This is a genomic window from Bradyrhizobium sp. PRIMUS42, from assembly GCF_023006515.1.
Lineage (GTDB): Bacteria > Pseudomonadota > Alphaproteobacteria > Rhizobiales > Xanthobacteraceae > Bradyrhizobium.
In genome coordinates this window covers 1-1184 of record NZ_JALBGZ010001190.1, presented here as the reverse complement: position 1 = coordinate 1184, position 1184 = coordinate 1, and the positions used below count along the sequence as shown (strand labels likewise).

Annotated in this window: 1 protein-coding gene; it reads right to left on the bottom strand. The window is 65.4% G+C overall.

Annotation, left to right across the window (positions count from 1 at the left end):
• Positions 1–170 precede the first annotated feature (170 nt).
• The coding region (locus MOV75_RS38900) for an undecaprenyl-phosphate glucose phosphotransferase (RefSeq protein ID WP_247008140.1) at positions 171–1184 on the bottom strand (1014 nt) is incomplete at its 5' end.

The window sequence follows — 1184 nt, the reverse complement described above, 5'->3', positions numbered from 1 at the left end:
CGACCAGCCACACCAGCGCGCGCTGCAGCGCCAGCACGCCGGGCGCAGCCGGTGCGGCCACGTTCATTCCACCGGCTGTCGCCGCATACGCCATCACACGCTCACGCAACTGTACGCCACAAACACCGCTGTCATCGCCCGGCTCGACCGGGGCATGACAGAGAATCAACTCAATACGCGTTCTCGTTCTTGGTCAGCAGCGAGATCGGCGTCTTCAGGAGAATGTAGAGGTCGAACAGCACCGACCAGTTCTCGATGTAATAGAGATCGAACTCGACGCGCTTCTGGATCTTCTCTTCGTTGTCGATCTCGCCGCGCCAGCCGTTGATCTGGGCCCAGCCGGTGATGCCGGGCTTGACGCGATGGCGGGCGAAATAGCCGTCGACGGCCTCGTCGAACAGCCGGCTCTGCAGCTTGCCCTGCACCGCGTGCGGACGCGGACCGACCAGCGAGAGATTGCCGGCAAAAGCCACGTTGAAGAGCTGCGGCAGCTCGTCGAGGCTGGTCTTGCGGATGAAGCGGCCGACGCGGGTGACGCGCGGATCGTTCTTGGTCACCACCTTCGAGGCCGTCGGATCGGCCTGGTGATGGTACATCGAGCGGAATTTATAGACGTCGATGCGCTCGTTGTTGAAGCCGAAGCGCTTCTGGCGGAACAGCACCGGGCCGGGGCTGTCGAGCCTCACCGCGAGCGCGACGAGGCCCATCACCGGCAGGGCCGCGAGCAGGGCGAGGCTGCCGACGACGCGGTCGAACAGCCATTTCATCACCAGATCCCAGTCCGTGATCGGCGCCTCGAACACGTCGAGCGTCGGCACCTCGCCGAGATAGGAATAGGAGCGGGGCCGGAAGCGCAGCTTGTTGGTGTGCGCGGAGAGGCGGATGTCGACCGGCAGCACCCAGAGCTTCTTCAGCATCTCCAGGATGCGCGTCTCCGCCGAGATCGGCAGCGCGAACAGCACGAGATCGACGCGGGTGCGGCGGGCGAATTCGACGATGTCGTCGACCTTGCCGAGCTTGCGCGCGCCAGCGCAGGTGTCGAGCGCGCGGCTGTCGTTGCGGTCGTCGAACACGCCGAGCACGTGGATGTCGGTATCCTCCTGCGCCTTCAGCGCTTCGACCAGCTGCTCGCCATTGCTGTCGGAGCCGACGATGATGGTGCGGCGGTCGAGCCGGCCCTGGCG